The sequence below is a fragment of the Hamadaea flava genome (assembly GCF_024172085.1).
Taxonomy (GTDB): domain Bacteria; phylum Actinomycetota; class Actinomycetes; order Mycobacteriales; family Micromonosporaceae; genus Hamadaea; species Hamadaea flava.
The window spans coordinates 978,240-998,670 of record NZ_JAMZDZ010000001.1 but is presented as its reverse complement, the minus strand read 5'-3'; the positions used below and the strand labels follow the sequence as shown (position 1 = coordinate 998,670).

13 protein-coding genes and 1 pseudogene are annotated in these 20,431 nt (G+C 70.0%); 3 read left to right on the top strand and 11 right to left on the bottom strand.

Features of this window, described 5'->3' with window-relative positions:
• Window positions 1-23 precede the first annotated feature (23 nt).
• Window positions 24-1,511: a GH1 family beta-glucosidase gene (locus tag HDA40_RS04840; protein ID WP_253752245.1), complete on the bottom strand. Its 1,488-nt coding sequence runs from the start codon at window positions 1,509-1,511 to the stop codon at window positions 24-26.
• A 354-nt stretch (window positions 1,512-1,865) separates the two neighbouring features.
• On the opposite strand from HDA40_RS04840, the gene HDA40_RS04835 reads away from it, so the two are divergent.
• Complete coding sequence (locus HDA40_RS04835) at window positions 1,866-5,222, top strand: S8 family serine peptidase (protein WP_253752243.1); 3,357 nt, start codon at window positions 1,866-1,868, stop codon at window positions 5,220-5,222.
• Here the strand turns inward: HDA40_RS04835 and HDA40_RS42680 are convergent.
• From HDA40_RS42680 to HDA40_RS04825, 3 genes and pseudogenes are all read right to left on the bottom strand, one after another.
• Window positions 5,212-5,832, bottom strand: coding sequence for an ATP-binding cassette domain-containing protein (locus tag HDA40_RS42680; RefSeq protein ID WP_443671304.1), 621 nt, complete (start codon window positions 5,830-5,832; stop codon window positions 5,212-5,214). The two genes, HDA40_RS04835 and HDA40_RS42680, sit on opposite strands and share 11 nt — an antisense overlap.
• Window positions 5,833-6,204: 372 nt before the next feature.
• Window positions 6,205-6,627: pseudogene (locus HDA40_RS42675) on the bottom strand (ATP-binding cassette domain-containing protein); the annotation flags it as partial.
• A gap of 298 nt (window positions 6,628-6,925) precedes the next feature.
• Window positions 6,926-9,826 (bottom strand): FtsX-like permease family protein, encoded by a 2,901-nt coding sequence (locus HDA40_RS04825; protein ID WP_253752239.1) that lies wholly within the window; start codon window positions 9,824-9,826, stop codon window positions 6,926-6,928.
• Window positions 9,827-9,923: 97 nt separating this feature from the next.
• Here HDA40_RS04825 and HDA40_RS04820 point away from each other — a divergent pair, with 97 nt between their 5' ends.
• Entirely contained in the window at window positions 9,924-10,502 is a 579-nt protein-coding gene (locus HDA40_RS04820; protein ID WP_253752237.1) for a CGNR zinc finger domain-containing protein, read from the top strand.
• Between the two features lie 135 nt (window positions 10,503-10,637).
• On the opposite strand, the gene HDA40_RS04815 is transcribed toward HDA40_RS04820, so the two are convergent.
• The 4 genes from HDA40_RS04815 to HDA40_RS04800 are packed head-to-tail and all read right to left on the bottom strand — an operon-like array spanning window position 10,638 to window position 15,071.
• Window positions 10,638-11,927, bottom strand: a complete 1,290-nt coding sequence (locus HDA40_RS04815) for a D-arabinono-1,4-lactone oxidase (RefSeq protein ID WP_253752235.1) — start codon at window positions 11,925-11,927, stop codon at window positions 10,638-10,640.
• On the bottom strand, window positions 11,924-13,135 hold the full coding sequence (locus HDA40_RS04810) for an alanine racemase (protein ID WP_253752233.1): 1,212 nt from the start codon (window positions 13,133-13,135) through the stop codon (window positions 11,924-11,926). The genes HDA40_RS04815 and HDA40_RS04810 overlap by 4 nt, the downstream gene beginning before the upstream one ends.
• A complete protein-coding gene (locus HDA40_RS04805) occupies window positions 13,132-14,460 on the bottom strand; it encodes an MFS transporter (RefSeq protein ID WP_253752230.1) in 1,329 nt (442 codons plus the stop codon). The genes HDA40_RS04810 and HDA40_RS04805 overlap by 4 nt, the downstream gene beginning before the upstream one ends.
• On the bottom strand, window positions 14,457-15,071 hold the full coding sequence (locus HDA40_RS04800; RefSeq protein WP_253752227.1) for a TetR/AcrR family transcriptional regulator: 615 nt from the start codon (window positions 15,069-15,071) through the stop codon (window positions 14,457-14,459). Before HDA40_RS04800 ends, HDA40_RS04805 begins: the two co-directional genes overlap by 4 nt.
• A 235-nt stretch (window positions 15,072-15,306) precedes the next feature.
• On the opposite strand from HDA40_RS04800, the gene glpK reads away from it, so the two are divergent.
• Window positions 15,307-16,791, top strand: coding sequence for a glycerol kinase GlpK (gene glpK / locus HDA40_RS04795; RefSeq protein ID WP_253752223.1), 1,485 nt, complete (start codon window positions 15,307-15,309; stop codon window positions 16,789-16,791).
• A gap of 43 nt (window positions 16,792-16,834) precedes the next feature.
• Here glpK and HDA40_RS04790 read toward each other — a convergent pair whose 3' ends face one another.
• The 3 genes from HDA40_RS04790 to HDA40_RS04780 all read right to left on the bottom strand — a co-directional run bounded on the left by HDA40_RS04790 (window position 16,835) and on the right by HDA40_RS04780 (window position 20,247).
• The gene (locus tag HDA40_RS04790; RefSeq protein ID WP_253752220.1) at window positions 16,835-17,806 is read right to left on the bottom strand and encodes a carbohydrate ABC transporter permease; all 972 of its coding nucleotides are present in this window, start codon (window positions 17,804-17,806) and stop codon (window positions 16,835-16,837) included.
• Window positions 17,803-18,789: a carbohydrate ABC transporter permease gene (locus HDA40_RS04785; RefSeq protein WP_253752217.1), complete on the bottom strand. Its 987-nt coding sequence runs from the start codon at window positions 18,787-18,789 to the stop codon at window positions 17,803-17,805. The genes HDA40_RS04790 and HDA40_RS04785 overlap by 4 nt, the downstream gene beginning before the upstream one ends.
• Window positions 18,790-18,906: 117 nt before the next feature.
• Window positions 18,907-20,247, bottom strand: coding sequence for an ABC transporter substrate-binding protein (locus HDA40_RS04780; protein ID WP_372502843.1), 1,341 nt, complete (start codon window positions 20,245-20,247; stop codon window positions 18,907-18,909).
• Between the last annotated feature and the right edge of the window lie 184 nt (window positions 20,248-20,431).

The following is a 20,431-nucleotide window of genomic DNA, read 5'->3' as shown; positions in this document are numbered from 1 at the left end:
GGCTCCCGGGCCGAACCGGTGGATCAGACCTTGTTGGCGTGGATCACGTCGGAGTACCACAGCGCGCTGCGCTTAGGAATCCGCCGCTGCGTGGGGTAGTCCACGTAGATGAGGCCCCAGCGCTGCTCGTAGCCTTCCTGCCACTCGAAGTTGTCCATGAAGGACCACACGTGGTAGCTCTCCAGGCGTACGCCCTGGGCGATCGCGGCGTGCGCGGCGGCGAAGTGGTCGCGCAGGAAGGCGATCCGGCCCGCGTCGTCGACCTTGCCGTCCTCGCCGAGCTGGTCGGGCGTGGGCAGGCCGTTCTCGGTGATGGTCAACGGCACGTCGCCGTAGTCCTTCTTGACGCGGACCAGGATGTCGGTCAGGCCGCGGGGGTAGATCTGCTGCCAGAACGCCTCGGTCAGCGGGTGCTTCTGGACGGTGCCGCCGGTGGCCGTCACGTAGATCGGCGTGTAGTACTGCACCGCCAGCACGTCGATCGGCGCCGAGATGATCTTCAGGTCGCCGTCCTTGATGTACTTCGCCATCGGGCTGAACTCGGCGATCGACTCGAGGGTGTCCCGGGGGTACTCGCCCCGGAACACCGGGTCGAGGTAGAGCCGGTTCTCGTAGCCGTCCATCAGGTGCGTCTGCTCGGCGGCCTCCGGGCTCTCGTCGGCCGGGTAGCACGGGTGCAGGTTCAGCGCCGGGCCGATCCGGCCACCGCCGATGTGCGGGCGCGCGGCCTCCACCGCCAGGCCGTGCGCGAGCATCAGGTGGTGCGCCACCACGTACGCCTTCGACGGGTCGCGGAAGCCCGGGGCGTGCCCGCCGTTGAGGTAGCCGTTCTGCACGACCGTCTTCGGCTCGTTGAGCGTCAGCCAGGTCGGCACCGACTCGCCGAGCGCCTCGGTCACGGCGGCGGCGTACTCGGCGAAGCGGTAGGCGGTGTCGCGGTTCTCCCAGCCGCCCGCGTCCTGCAGCGCCTGTGGGGTGTCCCAGTGGTAGAGGGTCGCCATCGGGGTGATGCCGCGCTCGTGCAGGCCGTCGACGAGTCGCTTGTAGAAGTCCAGGCCCTGCTGGTTGATCGGGCCCTTCCCGTCGCGGATCACCCGCGGCCACGAGATGGAGAACCGGTAGGAGGACAGACCGATGGACTTCATCAGGTCGAGGTCGGCCGCGAACCGGTGATAGTGGTCGGCGGCCACGTCGCCGGTGTCGCCGTTGCGGACCTTGCCGGGCGTGTGGCTGAACGTGTCCCACACGGACGGCGTCCGGCCGTCCTCCGCGGCGGCGCCCTCGATCTGGTACGCCGACGTCGCGGCGCCCCACACGAATCCCGTGGGGAAGCTCAGCCCGAGGGTGGGTTCGGGGATGGGCTGCCCGGGGCTGTCGTCGCAGGCGGCCACGGTTGTGCCTACAGCCGCCGCGGCTGCCGCCGCGCCGGTCGTGCGGGCCGTGGTGACCGCCGCGCTGTAGGCCGACGCCGCGGCCCCTTCCAGCAGCCTCCGGCGGGTGAGCACCGGCATGGTCGACTCCTTCAGTTGTGGACCTTGGACGTAGTGTATGTGGGAACGCTCCCACGTTCGGCCGGGCGTCGCCTTATCTGCGACCGGGTCGCAGTGTTGCGCTGCGATCCAGTCTTTGCCGCCGGCCGTGGGAGCGTTCCCACGCTATTGCGAAGGACTGTATCTCGGATGACTCTTCCTCCGGAAGACCCGCAACCACATTTGAATATTTCAGGCACTTGCCCGTAACGCGGATCGACTAGGGCGCAGGCGAAATTGGCCCGTTTCCGGTGCAACGCGATCTCCATTAGTGGCGTCTTCCGGAGTGCAGGCATCCATGAACTCATGGATGCCATTACACGGATAGGGGAGGTCATGCTTCGACACCGACGAGAAGGAAGCCGCGTTCTGGCGGCCGCCTTCGCGCTGGCGGTGCTGGTCGGCGGGGTACCCGCCGGGGCGGCGCCGTCCGGACCCGTCAACGCAAACCCGACCGCCACGACCAACGGGGGCATCCGTGCCACGCTTCCGGGCCGGGCTCACACCGTCACGCTGATCACCGGCGACGTTCTGCGCGTCGCCGACTCCGGGCGCATCAGCGTGATCCGAGGGAACGGCCGCGATCACATCACGTTCGCGAGTTACCAGTCGAAAGGTCATCTGCACGTCATTCCGTCCGATGCCCGGCCGTTGCTGGCGGCGGGCCGACTGGACTCGCGGTTGTTCGACGTCACCGCGCTGATCCAGTTCCGTTACGACGATCGCCGGGTCGATCTGCCGCTGATCGTGACGGCCAAGTCCGCGCCACCGGCCGACACCGGTCTGAAGCTGACCCGCTCGCTCAAGGCGGTGCACGGCTCGGCCGGGCGAGCTGACAAGGGCAAGCTCGGCACCCTGTGGAAGGGCCTGACCGGTTCGGACTCGCGGCTCGCGGCTCAGCCGCTGGCCACGGCGAAGATCTGGCTCGATGGGGTACGCAAGCCGACGCTGGACGTCAGCGTTCCGCTGATCGGGGCGCCTACGGCCTGGCAGGCCGGCTACACCGGGGCTGGGGTGAAGGTGGCGGTGCTGGACACCGGCATCGACGAGACCCACCCGGATCTGGCGGGAAAGGTGATCGCTCGGCAGAACTTCGCCGCTGCCGACTACCCCGACGAGGACGACCGTGATCATGTCGGGCACGGTACGCATGTCGCGTCGACGATCGCGGGTAGTGGTGCGGCGTCGGGCGGCAGGTACAAGGGCGTCGCCCCGGATGCGCAGCTGCTCAACGGCAAGATCTGCGTCGACGTCGGGTGTGCCGAGTCATGGATCCTGGCGGGCATGCAGTGGGCGGCCGAGCAGGGCGCCGACGTGGTCAACCTGAGCCTGGGCGGGCCGGACACTCCTGACATCGATCCGCTGGAGCAGGCGGTCAACGACCTGACCGCGCAGTACGGGACGTTGTTCGTGATCGCGGCGGGCAACGACGGCGAGTTCGGTGACCGGACGGTCGGCTCACCGGCCAGTGCCGACGCTGCGTTGGCGGTGGCCGCGACGTCGAAGACCGACGAGCTGGCCGAGTTCTCCAGCCGAGGCCCGCGGGTCGGCGACGCGGCGGTCAAGCCGGAGATCTCCGCGCCGGGCGTGGACATCGTGGCCGCGTGCAGCTCGGTGGGTTTCCTGTGCACCCCCGGCGAGCCGTACGCGACGCTCTCGGGCACGTCGATGGCGACCCCGCATACCGTGGGTTCGGCGGCATTGCTGGTGCAGGAGCATCCGCAGTGGACTCCGGCGCAGGTGAAGGCGACCTTGATGGGCTCGGCCAAGCCGCTGGACGGGATTGCCGCGTTCGGTCAGGGTGCGGGCCGGGTCGATGTGGCCCGCGCGATCGGGCAGACGATCACGGCGGAAGCGCCGTCCGTCAGCTTCGGGTTGGCCGCGTGGCCGCACGGCGACGACACCCCGATCACCAAGACGGTCACCTATCACAACAGCGGGACGGCCGACGTAACGCTGACCCTGGCCCTGCACACAACGGGGGCCGGCGACCCGGGCTCGCTGTTCTCGCTCAGCGCGCCGACCGTGACGGTCCCCGCCGGCGGTTCGGCATCGGTCACCCTCACCGCGGACACTCGCGCCGACGTTGCTGACGGCTTCTACAGCGGCCAGCTCGTCGGAACCGCGTCCGGAGTGAGCGTGAGCGTCCCCTACGGCGTGGAGAAGGAGGTGGAAAGCTACGACATCACCTTCGAGCACATCTCGCGTGACGGTACGCCGAACGACAGCCACCTGACGATCCTCAACGGCGGTGGCGTCAGTGAATACGTGCTCTTCGGCGGCGGTGCGGAGACCATCCGGCTGCCCAAGGGCGAGTACTTCGTCAACAGCTGGCTGGACGACCTCGACGAGCGGTCGACCACGATGCTGATCCAGCCGAAGCTCGTCGTGGCCGCCACCGGCACGGCCGTCCTCGACATGCGTACGGCGCGGCCGGTGCGGACCAAGGTGCCCGATCCGGCCGCGATCAACGTCGCCACCATCCTGGACGCCGAGTACACCTTCCCGAACGGCAGCGCGGCCGGCTTCGGGCTGCTCGGGGACGAGGGCCTCGGCAAGCTTTACAGCGGGCTGATCGGCCCGTCGCCGGTGGAGGGTCTGTCCAGCTCGGTCACCTCGGGCTGGGCGACGCCGGGGCCGGACGGGACGCTGTTCAACGCGCCCAGCATGTACAACCTGGCCTGGTACTTCCCGAAGAGTTTCCCGACCGGCCTCGACAAGCAACTGGCCAAGCGGGATCTCGCCACGGTCAAGGCCACCTACCACCAGAACGCGCCCGGACTGGAGTCGGTGGTCTTCAGCCATCCGACACCGGTGAACGATCCCCTCGGGGGCGGCTGGTCGATGGGCGTCTCCTTCCAGACACCGTTCCAGCGGACCCTGTACTTCAACGGTGACGCCGCCTGGCAGGACGAGTACCAGGAGCAGGACTGGTCGGATCCGGAGGGCGGCAAGTGGGCCTACCAGACGGGTCCGCGGCGTGTCCTCAAGCCGGGCCGCACCACCGCCGAGTCGTGGAACGCCCCGGTGTTCGGGCCGGCGTTCGGCACGGCCCAGTATCCGTTCCAATACCTGGTCCGGTCCGGCGACGAGCTGATCATCGGCCCGCCGACCTTCGGCGACGGGGCCGGGCACGCGGGCTTCTCGGCGTACGCGTCGGCGAAGTCCACGCTCTATCGCAACGGGGTGAAGATCGCCGAGTCCACCGATCCCTACCTCGACGTCGAGGTGCCGCCGGAAGCGGCGAACTACAAGGTGGTCACCGAGGTCACCCGGGACAGCCGGTTCTCCACGAAGGTCACTGCGAGCTGGTCGTTCCGGTCGAAGCACGTCGAGGTCGGCGACGATCCGCTGGCCGGGTTCGCCCGCCTGCCGGTCACCTCGGTGAGCTTCGCCCCGGACATCGACGCCGCCACCGGGCTGGCCTCGCCGGCGCCGATCGCGATGGTGCCGATCACGGTGGCGGGGCAGCCGGACTCCGGGACGGCGCCGCTGCGCAAGCTGAAGGTGGACTACTCCACCGACGGCGGCAAGACCTGGCACTCGGTGCTGGTCGTCCAGGCCGGCCCCGCCTGGTACGCGTTCCTGCCGCAGAAGGCGGGCAGCACGATCTCGCTGCGCGCCCAGGGCAGCGACGCGTCCGGGGTGGTCGTCGAGCAGACGATCATCGGGGCGTACCAGGTCAAGAAGTAGGTCGAGCAGAAGCGACCGATGACGTAGCGGCCTGAAGGAGGAGCGGGTCGTGGGTGGCGACGACGATCGCCGCCCCGGCCCGCGCCGCCGCCCGCAGGGTCGCCGCCACCAGTTCGGCGTGTGCCTCGTCCTGCTGCGAGGTCGGCTCGTCGAACACGGCGATCGACGGCTCGGCGGCCAGCGCCCGCGCCACGGCGACCCGCTGGCGTTCCCCGCCCGACAACGTCTCCACCGGCCGGTGGCGTACGCCGGTCAACCCGAGCCGGGCGATCAGCTGCCCGATCAGCTCCGGATTCTCCGGCAGCCCCCGGGCCTCCCGGGCGACGTGGAGGTTGGCCACGGCGTCCAGCGTCTCGACGAGTGCCGCGCGCTGTCCGGCGACGCCCAGCCAGGTACGCCGGAACCGGGCCAGCTCGGTGCGGTTGAGAGTGGACAGATCGGTGCCCTGGACGACGACCCGGCCCGAGTCCGGCCGTTCCAACCCGGCCAGCAGTCGCAGCAACGTCGTCTTCCCGGAACCTGATCGTCCCTTGAGGATCGTCCAGGCGCTCGCGCGCACCTCGAACGAGAGTCCGGTCAGGATCGCCCGGCCGTCCCGGGCCAGCGCCACCTCCGAAAGCGCGGCGACGGCGTCGCCGGGCGGGTGCGGTGCGACGGACACCGACTCCGGTCGCGTCTGCTCGACCGGTGTGGACGGACGAAGCAGCAGCCCGTCCGGTCGCGGCTCTGGGCGTACCCGATGAAGGGCGAGCGGAAGCCGCACCCAGCCGCGGTCGTCGACGACCAGGTCCTCCGGCTGACCGGGACGCCACTCCTCGGACAGCCGCCCGTCGCGGATCCGGACCACCCGGTCGGCGATCCGCGCCGCGCGGACGTCGTGGCTGACCACGAGCAGCGACGCGCCGACGGCGGCCGTGGCCGCGACGAGCAGATCGTAGATCGCGTCGGCCGAGGTCCGGTCGAGTTCGCCGGTCGGCTCGTCGGCGAGCACGAGGGTCGGGGAGTGGGCCACCGCGGCGCAGACGGCGACGCGCTGAGCCTCGCCGCCCGACAGCGAGCCCGGCGATCGGTGCGCCAGGTCGGTGAGCCCCAAGGTCGCGAGGAGCTTGAGCGCGGTGTCGCGGGGCTTGTCGACCTTCCGCGTCCCCACCCGGCTCTGGAGCGCGATGTTGTCGACAACGGACAGCTCGGGGATGAGCGTCTTCTGCTGATCCACCAGCCCGAGTACGCGAGACCGCAGCCGCGCGGTCTCAGCCTGCGGCGCGCCCACGAGGTCGACGCCGCCGACCGTGACCGTGCCCGCGCTGGGCGAGACCTCGCCCGCCAGCACTCGCAGCAGTGTCGTCTTGCCGGAGCCGTTCGGGCCGTGCACGAGCAGGCGCTCACCGGGGGCCAGTTCCAGGGTCAGCCCGCGCAACGCCGCGACGAATCCGTTGCCGGGTACGCGATGCAGGCAGAACAAGTCGTCGGCGCGAATGACTGGGCTCACGGCGATTCCTCCGGGCGGGTCGGCCGGCGCGCCGTCGAACGCGCCGAGGGGTGCGCCGTGACGAGCGCCGTGGTGAGCGCCGGATCAGGGTTCCGGGTCGGATCATGGCGGAAGATCGGACCCGGAACCCTGATCCGACGGGATCGGTGGACCTGCGGCATCAGCGTGCCTCCGGTCGGGCGAGGCATCAGCGTGCCTCCGGTCGGGCGGGGCATCAGAGTGCCTCTGGTCGGACGGGCAGGGGAGTGCGGAACGAGCGCCAGGCGACCAGCCCGGCGCAGAGCAGGCCGAGCCCGACGCCCGCGCCGAGCACGGCGGCGAGTTGCAGCGGCGACGCCGCCAGGGCGAGCGGCGGCCGAGGCGCGGAGCCGACCGCCGTCACCAGCACCAGCGCTGTCGTCAGCCGGGTCAGCAGCAGCCCCAGCAGTACGCCACAGGGCACCGCGACGGCGACGACGGCGGTGGCGCGGGCGAACAGCAGGCCCCGTAGCGCGCCCGGCGTCAGGCCGTCGCTCTCCCAGGCGTACAGCTCTGCCGCGTCGTCCCGGCGTTCGGCGATGACCAGCAGCACCAGGGCGACGGCGGCGACGCCGAGGGCGACGAGGGCGCCCGTCCACAGCAGACGCGCCGCGCCGACGGCGAGCGGGTCGGTCGCCAGCTGGTCCTCGACCTGGGCGCGCGACCGCACGGTGAGCTGGTCGTACGGCGACTTCGCGAGGTTCTGGCGCAATGCGTCCGGGTCCGGTGAGGACAGCCAGAGTTCGCTCACCGAACCGGTTCCCGGCTCCCGGGCGTCGAGCGCGTCGGCGAGCGCCCGCACGTCGGCGACGACGAACCGGTCCCCGGTCGCGGGGAAGCGGGGCAGGACCTGCACGATCCGGCCGGTGACCGGAGCCGAGCCCTGGACGCTGAGCTGGAGCTTGCCGCCGGTTGCGGCGGTCGCTGTCACCGGGTCGACGATGACCGGCAGCTCGGTCTCCGGCGTCGCCCCGATCAGCGCCACCATCCGGCCGGTGGCCAGCTCGTAGTCGGTCTCGAAGGTGTTGCCGAGCCCGGTCACCGTCAGGCGCCCGGACAGGACCGGGACGTCGAGGCCGCCCTCGCCGGTGTGGTGCTGCCGGCGCTGGCCGTAGTCGGCGGTCTCGGCGATGTTCAGGGCGAACAGCTTGGCCTCGGTGGTGGTCGCCTTGGCCAGCTCACCGGTCAGCCGCTGGCCGGATCGGATCAGCTCGACCGCGAAGTCCCGGCCGCCGGCGTCGCGCAGCCACGCCGTGATCTTCAGATCGTCCAGCGGGCCCAGCACGTCGAACGCCAGATTCTTCGTGCCCGCCGGTACGCGCCAGCCGCGGTCCGGCGCGGCGGCCGTGATGAGCTGCGCCGAGCGGGCGGCGTCGTCGCCGCCGGTGACCCGGTCCCAGGCGGGGATGCGCGTGAGAGCCTCCGGTGTCACCCCGACGACCTCGGCCGCCTTCGTCTCGGCCGCGTTGACCCGGATCCCTGCGGTGGCGCGTACGACTCTGGCGGTCAGCGTTCCGGGGACGAGCCGGGCATAGGCGGACTCGTCGGCGATGTCGAGCGGGCGGCGCAGGTTCTGTCCCGATCGGACACTCACGTCGAGCGGGACGGCGAACGTCGCCTGGTCGACCGCGCCTTGCTGCAAGGTCGCCCGGTAGCCGCCGGCGAACAGGACGATTCCGGTCGCGGCGGCGAGGAAGGCCACTGTCGCGACCGCGCGGAGCGGCCGGCGTACCGCGCCGGACAGGCCCAGGCGCACGGGCAGCCCGGCCGCGCCCGGCAACCGGCGCGTCAGGCGTACGCCCAACGGCGCGACCAAGGGGAAGAGCCGCCCGGCCAGGAGCCCGCCGCAGACGATCGCGATGATCGGCAAGGCGACCAGCAACGGGTCCGTACGCTGATTGATGGCCTGCACGGTGACCGCGCCCCGGGCGAGTGCGACGGCGGCCACGACGATCCCGGCGACCACCACGGCGTCGACCGCCCGCCACGGATGCTCCGGCGCCCAGCTGAGCGCGGCCCCGAGAAGCACCGCGGCCAGCACCGTCGTCACCGCGATCTGGGTCGACGTGGTGCCGGACAACGCGGTCGTGCCGAAGACGGCCAGTCCGAGGAGGACGCCGAGCACGGTTCCGATCAGGACAGGGATGACGGCCGTGACGGCGGTGAGGGTGAACAGCCGGCGAGCGGGCGCGCCGCGACGGCGTACGAGGGCGACGACCGCGCGGTGATCCCGGCGGGCGCCGACCGCGCCGATCACGGCGAAGCCGACCAGCAACGCCGTCGCGGCCCCACTCAGCAGGTCGAATCGGCGGGTGCTGCGCTGGGCGCGGTCGTGCTCGCTGCGGAGCACCTCGTCGGGCGCGGTGAGGTGCAGCCCGACGCTGTAGCGCGACAGGTCGTCGCCGGCCTGGCGGCTGGCGTCCAGATACCCGTCCACGTCGGCCGAGGCCCGCTCGACGTCGAGCGGGGCGACCCAGCCGTACTGCCGTTGGAAAGCGGTCAGCGAATCGATCGCGCTCGCCTTGGCCACCCCGTCGGCGAGCAGCAGCGGGATGTCGCGCTTCGGCTCGAACGTGCCGGTCAGCAGCAGCGGATCCGTGCGTACGCCGGTCCCGACGATCTCCACGCCGAGCCCGTCCGGCATCTTCGGCGGCGTCTGTCCGATGAGGAGGACTTCGCAGCGCTGCGGCGTGCACGAGGCCGGCAGCCGCCCGCTGGTCACCTCGACGCCGGAGGCGAGGTCGTCGGCGGCGCCCAGGAAGAACGAACCCCCGGCGGTGTCGCCCATCTCCCGGAACAGCATCTGGGCCCTAGCGGGATGCCGGGTCAGCTTGGCCAGCTGGCTGCGTACCTGGGAGTCCATGCCGTTGAGCTGTGCGGACTCCATCGCGAGGTTCGGGTAGGAGACGATCAGGCTCTGCTCGCCGGGCGGCAGCGCGGCCAGGCCATGCGCCAGTGCCTTCGTCGACGTGGCGGCGGCGGTGGCGGCGGCCGACATCGGCAGCAGCGTCGCGACGGCCACCCCGGCCACGATGAGCAGCCATCGGGTCGGCCCCCGATAGAGCCGGGCCAGGGCCAGTGAGAGGATCGCCCGCACGCCATCTCCTCAAGGAGAGCTCGCCGGTCTTCTCCTGCTGGAGAGCTAACCGGTAGAGTACGGTTCAGAGGTTAGTGGTTGACTAAGGGGTAGAGCAATGCCTGTCATGGTCGACGGTCTGCGGATGCCCGCCATCGTCGCCGGAGACGTGGCGCTCGAAATCTGCAACACCCGCGCCGCCTGGGACGGTGGCGCCGAGACCCACGAATACCTGCACAGCTATGAGCATGTAGCGGTGTGGGCGCGGCACGCCGGGCTGCTGCCCGACCTGGCCACGGCGGACCCGGCGGACGGGGACCGGGTGCTGGCCCGGGTCCTGGAGTTCCGGCGGGCCTACTACCAGGCGCTGACCGGCGCCGACGCGGACTGGTCGCTCATCTCCCACTACGTCCGGACGCTCGCCCCGGGCCTGCGACCAGCTGCGGAGACTGGCTCGGAGTCCGCGGCGGCATGGGATTACGGCGACGACGCGGAGCGTCCGTTACGCGCGATCGTCCACCAGGCCGCCCGGTTGCTCGCCTCGCCCGGCAGCACCGAAGTACGCGCCTGCGCCGGAGCCGGCTGCGGATGGCTGTTCCGCGACCCGCGCGGGCGGCGACGCTGGTGCGTCATGGCGGTGTGCGGGAACCGGGCCAAGGTCGCTCGGCACGCCGCCACCCACCGCCCAGCCGCCTGACGCTGCCGCTCCCGTCCCGTCGTTGGGCTGCAGATCACGGTTACGCATGCCTCCCCGAGCGATTTTGGCCTGCGTAACCGTGATCTGCACCCCAACGGGGGTCGGCCGAGGACGCGGGTCGGCCGAGGACGGGGGTCAGCCGAGGACGCGGGTCAGGTAGGCGTTGGCGAAGACGCGGTCCGGGTCGAGCTTGTCGCGCGCCGCGAGGAAGTCGTCGAACCGGGGGTACAGCGTGGCGAAGTCGCCCGCGTCCCGATAGTGGATCTTGCCCCAGTGCGGCCGGCCGCCGAAGGTCCGGAAGACCTCTTCGACCGCGCGGAAGTACTCGTGGTGGTCTTCCTTGACGTAGCGGTGGACCGCGACGTATCCGGTCCGGCGTCCGTACGCCGTGGACAGCCAGATGTCGTCCGGCGCGGCGACGCGTACTTCGAGGGGAAAGGAGATCCGCCAGCCCTTGCGGGTGATGAGCCGGTCGATCTCGCGTACGGCCTCGGGAATCGCCTCGACCGCGAGGGCGTACTCCATCTCCCGGAACCGGACCCGGCGGACGGTCGTGAAGACCGAGGTCGACACGTCGGTGAAGGCGCGGTCGCCGGTCAGCTGCGAGGCGAGCCGGTTGATCGACGGGATGGCCGCTGGGATTGACCGGCCGATGCCGCACACCCAGGAGAACACGGTGTTCGACATGAACTCGTCGTCCAGCCACCGCTTGAAGCCGCCCAACGGGACGCTGGGCTCGGTCAGCGCGAGCCGGGTGTTCGTCTTCGTCAGCGCCGTCGTGGTGTGCGGGAACCAGTAGAACTCGAAGTGATCGGGCGCGGCCGACCGCTCCAGAAAGGACTCCAGTACGCCGGCCAACGGCTCAGGCGCCTCCACCGCGGCCAGCTTGAACGCCGGTACGCACTGCACGGTGATGTCGACGAGGACGCCGAGCGAGCCGAGCCCGAGGCGGGCGGCGTTGAACAGCTCGTGCGAGGCGTCGATCCGCAGGATCTCACCGGCCGCGGTGACCAGTGTGACCGCGACGATCTGGGTGGCCAGCCCGCCGAACGCCGCACCGGTGCCATGCGTACCGGTGGACGTGGCCCCGGCGACGGTCTGCGCGTCGATGTCCCCGAGGTTCTGCATGGCCAGCCCGTGCGGGGCCAGCAGCGCGGGCACCTCGTGCAGGTGCGTGCCGGCGGCCAGGGTGACCTGCTGAAGCTCGCGGTCCACCGACAGCAGGCCGGACAGGCGCGACAGGTTCAGCTGCACTCCGTCGGCGACGGCGATGCCGGTGAAGCTGTGCCCGGCGCCGATCGGCTTGACCGTCAGCCCGTCGCGCCGGGCGTCGGCGATCGCGGTCGCGACCTCGTCGGCCGACGCCGGAGTGACGACGCGTACGGGGCTGGCCGACTCCGAACGGCCCCAGTTCTGCCAGGTCACAGGAACACCTTTCGTTCGCCGCGATACGTCCGCACCGCGCCCACGACGGCTGGTCCGTCCACGATGTACAGCTCGTCGACGTGCTCGCACACCTCGCCCGCCTTGGTGTGCCGGAGCCAGACCCGGTCGCCCACCCGAAGCGATCGGGCCGCCGCCCCGGTCACCGGCGTCTGCACCTCGCCGGCCGCTTCACGGGCCACGTAGGACAGTCCGGCCGGCCAGACGAGCTGGGGCAGCCGATCCGGTCCAGGCGGGCCGGAGGCGATCCAGCCGCCACCGAGCAGGGTCACCCGGTCCGGCGCGGGACGGCGTACGACGCTGAGCGCGAACGCGGCGGCCGGAGCCGGGTGGAAGTGCGCGTAGTTGTCGAACAGGTGCGGCCCGAGCAGTCCTGATCCGGCGGTGACCTCGGTGACCGACGGGTCGGACGCGGTCGCTTCCAGGCTGCCGGTGCCGCCGCCGTTGACGAACTCCAGCTCGGCCAGCCGGCGGACGGCGGCGACGGCGGCCGACCGGCGCTCGATCAGCTCGGCCATCGATCGCTTCTGAACGGTCCGGAGGATCCGGCCCATGAGCGGCTTGCCGCGCGGAGCGTTGCCCAGCCCGGCGATCTGCGCCTCGTAGCCCATCATCCCGACCAGCGTGAAGCCCGGCCGCCGGACGATCTCGCGGGCCAGCGCGGCCGCCTCGGGCGCCTGCCGGATCGGCGACCGCCACACCCCGACATGGCCGAGCAGCCGCGACCGGTACGACGAGTCGATCTCGACGCACACCCGCAACGGCTCACGCTGCGGCACCACGGCGTCGATGAAGTCGAGCTGTTCCACCGAGTCGACCATCAGCGTCACGCGGGCCGCCAGCTCCGGCGACAGCGCAAGCTCCGTCAGCGCCGCACGGTCCGCGGTGGGGTAGCCCACCACCACGTCGTCGAGGGTGACGGCCAGCCACATCGCCTCCGCCAGCGTGTAGGCCAGCACACCCCGATAGCCCGGCAGGGCCAGCAGGCCCGCGATCAGCTCGCGGCTGCGGATGCTCTTGCTCGCCACCCGAATAGGGGTAGGCCCAGCGCGGCGCACCATGTCCTGTGCGTTGTGCCGCAGCGCTCCCAGGTGGACCGTCCCGAAGGGAGGGTCGAGGTCGGCGGTCGCCTTGTCGACCTCGGGCCAGTCCACGGGCAGGTGCGCTGCGGGCAACGACAGGTCGATCATCGGACGCCTTTCACGGGTGCGACGCAGAGCGCGCCGACGAGCGAGGTGATCCCGGCGATCAGGTACAGCACGCCGAACCCGCCCGCGTACGCGACGATCGCCGCGCCGACCAGCGGGGCGACCGCCTGCGGCACGGTCGTCGCGATGTTCATGATGCCGAGGTCCTTGCCGTGGGTGGCCGGGTCGGGCAGCACCTGCGTCGCCAGGGCCTGGTCGACGGACAGGAAACAGCCGTAGCCGAGCCCCAGCAGACCGGCCCCCACGGTGGCGACGGTCAGGTTCGGGAAGACCGCCAGCAGGATGGCGGCCAGGGCCTGGCTGGCCGACGCCGTGATCACGAAGATCTTGCGGCGGCCCAGGCGGTCGGACAACCGGCCGAGGTAGAGCGACGCGGCGATCACGAAGAACATGTAGATCACGGAGAGGAGCAGCAGCGAGCCGTCCGGGTCGGCCGCGTGGACGTGATACTTGAGGAAGTACAGCAGCAGCGTGGTGCCGAAGGCGTTGCCCAGGTTCACCAGGACCCGGCTCAGGAGCGTCCAGCCGAAATCAGGGTGCTGCTTCGGTGACACCCAAAGTCCCTGCAATACCTCGCCGACGGCAAGCCGTCGGCGATCACGGCCAGCGTACGTACCTGTAGCCGGCCCGGGCAATCCTCGCAGGCTGGACGCCGGCCGGTCGCCCTGGCGGAGCGCTGCGTCCGGCGTACGCAAGAGAAAAGGCAGGACCAGCGCGAGCAGCAGGACGGCGACGGTCGTGTAGCCGCGGACCCGGCCCGTGAAGATCGTGGTGACCAGCAGCAGACCGAGGATGGTGCCGATGGCCTGCGGCGCGGAGATCCAGCCGGAGACGAACCCGCGTTGGCCGACCGGGACCTGGTCGGAGATCGTGGCGGTCAGCGCGGCGGTGAGCACGCAGAAGCCGATGAGCGCGAGCGTCCACCAGACGCCGACCGCGACCACGCCGGTCTGGGTTCCGAGGACGACGAGCGACACCGCGAAGAGCAGGGCGCCGAGGGCGATCCACGGACGGCGGCGACCGAAGCGGGACGTCGTGCGGTCCGACAGGGCCCCCGTCAACGGGTACGCGACCAGGGCGAACAACCCGGCGACGCCGGAGATGACGCCGAACGCCATGACGCTGCCGACCCAGTCCGTGGCCGGGCGCTGGGCCTCGACCTGCTCGGGCAGCAGCAGTTGGACGGGGGTCAGCTGGGCCATCCAGATGCCCAGCCAGGCCAGCCCGAACAGGCCGACCCAGCGGCCCGTGACCGGCTTGTCGGGTTCGGTGAAGACAGCGGGTCTTTCGGCGAGCGTCTCGCTCATGCCGGCTCCGAGGTGTCGAGGGGGTCCGCGAGCGCGGCGATCGCGTCCGCGGCGAAGTCGAGGATGGGCTGGGTGGCGGCGCGGTCGCGATGCACCAGCCAGCCGAGGGTTAGCCCGTCGGTCAGGGTGACGACGATCTGGGCGATCTCGCTCGCCGGGCGGCTCCACGTCCGGCCGGTCAGCTGGGCGGCCGCCTCGACAATGCCTTCGGCCGCCTTGTAGTAACTGGCGTACTGGGCCTTGGCAGCCTCGTGCAGTTCCTCGGTCCGCAGCGCGTAGAGGGAGAGTTCGAACATCGCCTGTTCCCGCGCCGGGTCGGCGGCGACGAGGTCCAGGAAGCCCTGGAGACCTCGCTGGATCGTCTCCCGCAGATCGTGGCCGACCGCCAGCGTCTGCTCGGCCGCGAGGCTCTCGTGCTCCACGACGTACGGGATCAGCTCGGCGATCAGCTCGTCCCGCGACCGGAAGGCGTAGTGAAAGCTGGCCAGCGACATGCCCGCCTCGGCGGTGATCGCCCGGGTGGTCGCGGCGGCGACCCCGTCGGCTGCGATCACCCGCAGCGCCGCCTGGATCAGCGCGGCTCGCCGCTCGGTCACCGCCATCCGGGCCATGCGCTCGTCCTCCGTAGTGGGTCACCTGACCCAGTCGTGTGACCTAGAACTATGGCACGCGTCACGGCCCTTGTCCACGGCGTCTTTGGCCGGCAGATCACGGATAGCCATGTGATCTTGGGCGCGGGAAGCATGCGTAACCGTGATCCGCAGGTGATCTTGGGCGCGGGAAGCATGCGTAACCGTGATCTGCCGCGAACGCGGTCGCGCAGAATCGGGCAGGTAACCTCATCGCGTGCGGTATGTCGCAGCCATCGATCAGGGCACGACCTCCTCCCGGTGCATCGTCTTCGACGCCGAGGGCCAGGTCGTCGCCGTCGACCAGCACGAGCACGAGCAGATCTTCCCGCAGCCGGGCTGGGTCGAGCACGATCCGGAGGAGATCTGGGCCAACGTGCGCCGGGTGGTGAGCGGGGCGCTGGACCGCGCCGGGCTCACCCGCTCCGACCTCGACGCCGTCGGCATCACCAACCAGCGGGAGACCACGATCGTCTGGGACCGGCTGACGGGCCGCCCCGTGCACAACGCGATCGTCTGGCAGGACACGCGTACGGACTCGCTGCTGAAGGAGTTCGGCGCGCCGGAGGTGTTCCGGGCGCAGACCGGGCTGCCGCTGGCGACCTATTTCGCCGGACCGAAGCTGCGCTGGCTGCTCGATCACGTACCGGGGTTGCGGGCGCGCGCCGAGGCGGGGGAGGTGCTGTTCGGCACGGTCGACTCCTGGCTCATCTGGAACCTGACCGGCGGGCCGAAGGGCGGCCGGCATCTGACCGACGTCACCAACGCCAGCCGTACGCTGCTGATGAATCTCGCGACGCTCGACTGGGACGACGACATCGTCAAGGCCATGGGCATCCCGCGCGCGATGCTCCCGGAGATCCGCCCGTCCGTGGAGGTCTACGGCGAGGCGCGGGGCGAGCTGGCGGGCGTACCGGTGGCGGCGGCGCTCGGCGATCAGCAGGCGGCGCTGTTCGGCCAGACGTGCTTCTCGCCCGGCGAGGCCAAGTGCACCTACGGCACCGGCAGCTTCCTGCTGCTCAACACCGGCACCCGGCCGGTCGCCTCCACGCACGGGCTGCTCACGACGGTCGGCTACCAGATCGGCACCGGCCCGGCCGCGTACGCGCTGGAGGGGTCGATCGCGGTCACCGGCTCGCTGGTGCAGTGGCTGCGCGACAACCTCGGCCTCATCCGCTCGGCCGAGGAGATCGAGGCGCTGGCGGCCAGCGTGCCCGACAACGGCGGGTGCTACCTGGTCCCGGCGTTCGCGGGACTGTTCGCGCCGCACTGGCGTTCGGACGCACGCGGGGTCCTCGCCGGGCTCACCGGCTACGTCACCAAGGGCCACATCGCCCGCGCGGTACTGGAGGCGACCGCCTGGCAGACCCGCGAGGTCGTCGACGCGATGCTCCAGGACTGGCAGGGCAGCAGCCTGTCGCAACTGCGGGTCGACGGCGGAATGACCGCCAACGAGCTGCTCATGCAGTTCCAGTCGGACGTGCTCGACGTCGAGGTCGTGCGGCCCGCGGTCGCGGAGACGACCAGTCTCGGGGCGGCGTACGGCGCCGGGCTCGCGGTGGGCTACTGGCCCGATCTCGCGACGCTCCGGTCACAGTGGACGGTCTCGGCCCGCTGGACTCCCGCCATGGACGCAGGGGTACGCGATCGGGAGCTGGCCCAGTGGCGTAAAGCGGTGCAGCGCACCCTGGCTTGGGTCTAGCGACCTGTCCCGCCCGCGTACGGGGCGGGACAGGTCCGCGAGATCAGCCCTTGACCGAGCCCGCGAGCAGGCCACGGACGAAGTAGCGCTGCAACGACAGGAAGACGATCAGCGGTACGACGATCGAGATGAACGCGCCCGAGGTCAGGCGCTGCCATTCGTTGCCCCGCGTACCGGCCATCTCGGCCAGGCGCACGGTCAGCGGCGCGGTGCGTTGATTGCCGCCCGCGAAGATGAGCGCCACGAGCAGGTCGTTCCACACCCAGAGGAACTGGAAGATCGCGAAGCTGGCCAGGGCCGGCACGATCAACGGCAGCACCACGCTGCGGAAGATCTTCGGATGGCTGGCGCCGTCCACCTTGGCCGCCTCGATCAGATCGCGCGGCAGCTCGGACATGAAGTTGTGCAGCAGGAAGATGCCGAGCGGCAGGGCGAAGCAGGTGTGGGCGAACCAGACCTGGATGAACTTGTCCGGCCCCTCGAGATGCCAGGCGGGCATGATGTTCACGCCGCCGATGGTCACGCCCCGGCTGAAGAAGCTGAGCAGCGGAACCAGCGCCATCTGCAGCGGCACGATCTGCAACGCGAAGATGCCGATGTAGATCCAATCCCGGCCCTTGAAGTTCAGCCAGGCCAGCGCGTACGCGGCCAGGCTGCAGAAGAACACCGGGAACAGCACCGACGGGATCGTGATCACGATCGAGTTGATGAAGTAGCTGGCCAGCCGCCCGTTGACGTTGGACGTGCCGAACAGCACCTCCTGGTAGTTCTCCAGGGTGAAGCTGGGACTGGTGAAGAAGTTCCACCAGCCGTTGCCCTTGATGTCGTTCTCCGGCCGGAACGAGGAGATGAACAGACCGAACGTCGGGATCGTCCACACCAGAGCGATGACGATCGAGACGACGGTGGCGGTGCGGCTGGTCAGCTTCTTGCCGACGCGCTTGGCCACGCCGCCCTGATCGCTCGGCGCGACCTCGGTCTCGCCGCTGGCGACGGCAGGCGGTACGACGGTCATCGGATCTCCCTCTGCTGGCGGAGGTTGCGGATCTGGTAGATCACGATCGGCGTGACGAGCAGGAAGAGGAAGACGGCCAGCGTCGAGCCTCGTCCGGTGTTGTCGAACGGGAACGCCCAGTTGTACATGTCGTACGCCAGGACGCTGGTCCCGAAGTTGCCGCCGGTCATCGCGCGGACGATGTCGAAGACCTTGAGGGTGCCGATCGTGATGGTGACGAGGACGACGACGAGGGCCGGCCGGATGCTGGGGACGGTGACCCGCCAGAACATCTGCCAGGGCGTGACGCCGTCCAGGCGGGCCGCCTCGACGATCTCGGCGGGGATCGCCTTGATCGCGGCGGACAGGACGACCATCGCGAAGCCGGCCTGGATCCAGATCAGCACGACGATCAGGAACAGCGTGTTCCACGGGCCCTTGAGCAGCCACTGCTGAGGGCTGCCGCCCAGCCACACCACGATCTGGTTGAGCAGGCCGAGCTGCTGCTCGTCCTCGGGGCGGTACTCGTAGATGAACTTCCAGATGATGCCGGCGCCGACGAATGAGATCGCCATCGGCATGAAGATCAGCGACTTCGCGAAGGCCTCCCCGCGCGAGCGGTCGACCAGCACGGAGTAGATCAGCCCGACCGCGGTCGACACCGTCGGGACCAGCACCACCCACAGCAGCGTGTTCAGCAGGGTGTGCCGGGACTCCGGCTCGGTGAACATCCAGACGTAGTTCTCGAATCCCGCGAACTTGTTCTGGCCCGGGTTGGCGATGTCGGGCTTGGTGAACGACAGGATGAACGTGCGGATGGCCGGGACGATCAGGCCGATGGTGAGCAGAAGGCCGGCGGGGAACAGGAAGGTCAGGGCGACCCACCGGTCCTTGCGCATCGGCAGCTTGTCGAGCACGAACAACAACAGGCCGACCACGGCCAGGAAGCCGATGACGCCGTAGAGCAGCTCTAAGAGTTTCGGTGGTTCGTTGCTGAAATCCATCTGATCTCCCGGTGTGCCCCACAGGGCCGGTGGGCGGCCGGAGCCCCGTCCGATGCGGACGGAGCTCCGGCTGGTGTCGATGTCGTCACGGTCACGACGGGTCGTCGTGACCCAGGATCACTTCGGCCAGCTGTTCTCGATGTAGTCCAGCGAGTCCTTGGTGCTCTTGCCGTTGATCCAGTCGGTCATGCCCTTCCAGAACGAGCCCGCGCCGACCGAGGCCGGCATGAGGTCCGAACCGTCGAAGCGGAACACCGTCGAGGAGTCCTTCAGGATCTCGACCGACTTCTTGTCGATCGGGTTGGCGACGTTCGCGATGTCCAGGCCCTTGTTGGCGGAGACCCAGTTGCCCAGCTTCGCCCGCGAGTTCGCGTGCTCCGCGCTGGCCAGGTAGGTCTGGAAGGCCTGCACCTCGGGCCGGTCGTCGAAGATCGCGGTGAACTCGCCCGCGCCCAGCACCGGCTTCTTCGACGGGTCGACCGCCGGGAAGTAGAACGCGAACACGTCGCCGTCCTCGGCCACCTTGGTGCCCTGCGGCCACTGGTTGGCGTAGAACGACGCCTGGCGGTGCAGCGCGCACTTGCCGGTCGTGATCGGCGTGCCGCCGGCCTGGAAGGAGGTGGTCGCGATGGACTTCACGCCGCCGAGGCCGCCGTTGACGTACTTGTCGTTCTTGAGGATCGAGCCGACCTTGTCGACCGCCGAGACGATCTTCGGGTCGTTGAACGGGATGCTGTGCGCGACCCACTGGTCGTAGACGTCCGGGCCCTGGTCACGCAGGAGGACGTCCTCGATCCAGTCGGTGGCCGGCCAGCCGGTCGCGCTGCCGGACTCGATGCCGGCGCACCACGGCTTGATGCCGGTGGCGGCGATCTTGTCGCTCAGCGAGATCAGCTCGTCCCAGGAGGTGGGGATGGTCCAGCCCTTGTCCTTGAACATCTTCGGCGAGTACCAGACGAACGACTTCACGTTCGAGCCCAGCGGCGCGCCGTAGAGCTTGCCGTCGACCGTCGCGTACTTCAGCCAGTCGCCCGAGTAGTTCTGCGTGGCCATCGCCTGCGTCTTCTCGGCGGCCGGCTTCAGGTTCCCGGCCTTGGCCAGCTTCGACAGCAGACCGGGCTGGGGGATGAACGCGATGTCGGGCGCGTTGCCGCCCTGTACGCGTACCTGGAGCTGGGCCTCGAAGTCGCCGTTGCCCTCATAGTCGATCTTGACGCCGGTGCAGTCGGCCCACTGCTTCCAGGACTGCTGAAGCAGGTCGGCCTCGGCGTCCCGGATCGACGTGTAGACGCTGACGGTCTTACCGGCGATTCCTGTGTAGTCCTTGAATGCCGCGCACTCCGGCTTGTCCAAATTGTCGCTGGACTTCTCGCCGGAGTTGCACGCCGCGAGTCCGCCGAGCGTGAGCCCGGCTGCCGCGACGAGCGCCACGAATGAACGCCGCCTGGCTGATGCCATGGACATCTCCTTCTCACCCTGCTGGGTTCTTGCACGACCTGATCGGATCATGCAATCCCTTACCGTCGGTTTACGTCTAGAGCCGGGGCGTAGCGGGCTTCGTAACGATTCGGAAACCCACTCGTGAGCCCGCTGTGACCTCGGTTATCGTTAAACAAGACGGACGTACGGTTTTCTAAATACT